Origin of the sequence: Streptomyces bikiniensis (genome assembly GCF_000716625.1) — a bacterium.
Lineage (GTDB): Bacteria > Actinomycetota > Actinomycetes > Streptomycetales > Streptomycetaceae > Streptomyces > Streptomyces bikiniensis.
In genome coordinates, this window is the sequence record NZ_JNXJ01000105.1 from 1 (window position 1) to 1,157 (window position 1,157).

The window sequence follows — 1,157 nt, forward strand, 5'->3', positions numbered from 1 at the left end:
TTCGATCTGTACCGTCCTTCGGAGGAGCACGACATGCTCCGGGAGTCGGTGCGTGCGCTGGCGGAGGCGAAGATCGCGCCGTTCGCGGCGGCGGTGGACGAGGAGGGGCGGTTCCCGCAGGAGGCCCTGGACGCGCTGGTCGCCAACGACCTGCACGCGGTGCACGTGCCCGAGGCCTACGGGGGTGCGGGGGCGGACGCGCTGGCGACGGTGATCGTGATCGAGGAGGTCGCCCGGGTGTGCGGCTCCTCCTCGCTGATCCCGGCGGTCAACAAGCTGGGCTCGCTGCCGGTGATCCTGTCCGGCTCGGAGGAGCTGAAGACGAGGTTCCTGGGCCCCCTGGCCAAGGGCGACGCGATGTTCTCCTACGCCCTGTCGGAGCCGGACGCCGGCTCGGACGCGGCGGGGATGAAGACCCGCGCGGTGCGCGACGGCGACACCTGGGTCCTCAACGGCGTCAAGCGGTGGATCACCAACGCCGGGGTGTCGCAGTACTACACGGTGATGGCCGTCACCGACCCCGACAAGCGCTCCAGGGGCATCAGCGCGTTCGTGGTCGACAAGGACGACGAGGGCGTCTCCTTCGGCGCGCCGGAGAAGAAGCTGGGCATCAAGGGCTCGCCCACCCGCGAGGTCTACCTCGACAACGTCCGCGTCCCCGCCGACCGCATGATCGGCGCGGAGGGCACCGGGTTCGCCACCGCCATGAAGACCCTGGACCACACCCGCATCACCATCGCCGCCCAGGCCATCGGCATCGCCCAGGGCGCCCTGGACTACGCCAAGGGCTACGTCACCGAGCGCAAGCAGTTCGGCAAGCCCATCGCCGACTTCCAGGGCGTGCAGTTCATGCTCGCCGACATGGCCATGAAGCTCGAAGCCGCCCGCCAGCTCACCTACGCCGCCGCGGCCAAGAGCGAGCGCGTTGCCGCCGGAGGTGAAAAGGAGGCTCTGACCTTCTTCGGCGCCGCGGCCAAGTGCTTCGCCTCCGACGTCGCCATGGAGGTCACCACCGACGCCGTCCAGCTCCTGGGCGGCTACGGCTACACCCGCGACTACCCCGTCGAACGCATGATGCGCGACGCCAAGATCACCCAGATCTACGAAGGCACCAACCAGGTCCAGCGCATCGTCATGGCCCGCAACCTCCCGTAACC

Annotated in this window: 1 protein-coding gene; it reads left to right on the forward strand. The window is 69.3% G+C overall.

All coding sequences use genetic code 11. The annotated features are described in order from the left end of the window. A partial coding sequence (locus OO47_RS32915) for an acyl-CoA dehydrogenase family protein (RefSeq protein ID WP_063831967.1) occupies positions 1–1,155 on the forward strand: 1,155 nt, incomplete at its 5' end. Positions 1,156–1,157 lie beyond the last annotated feature (2 nt).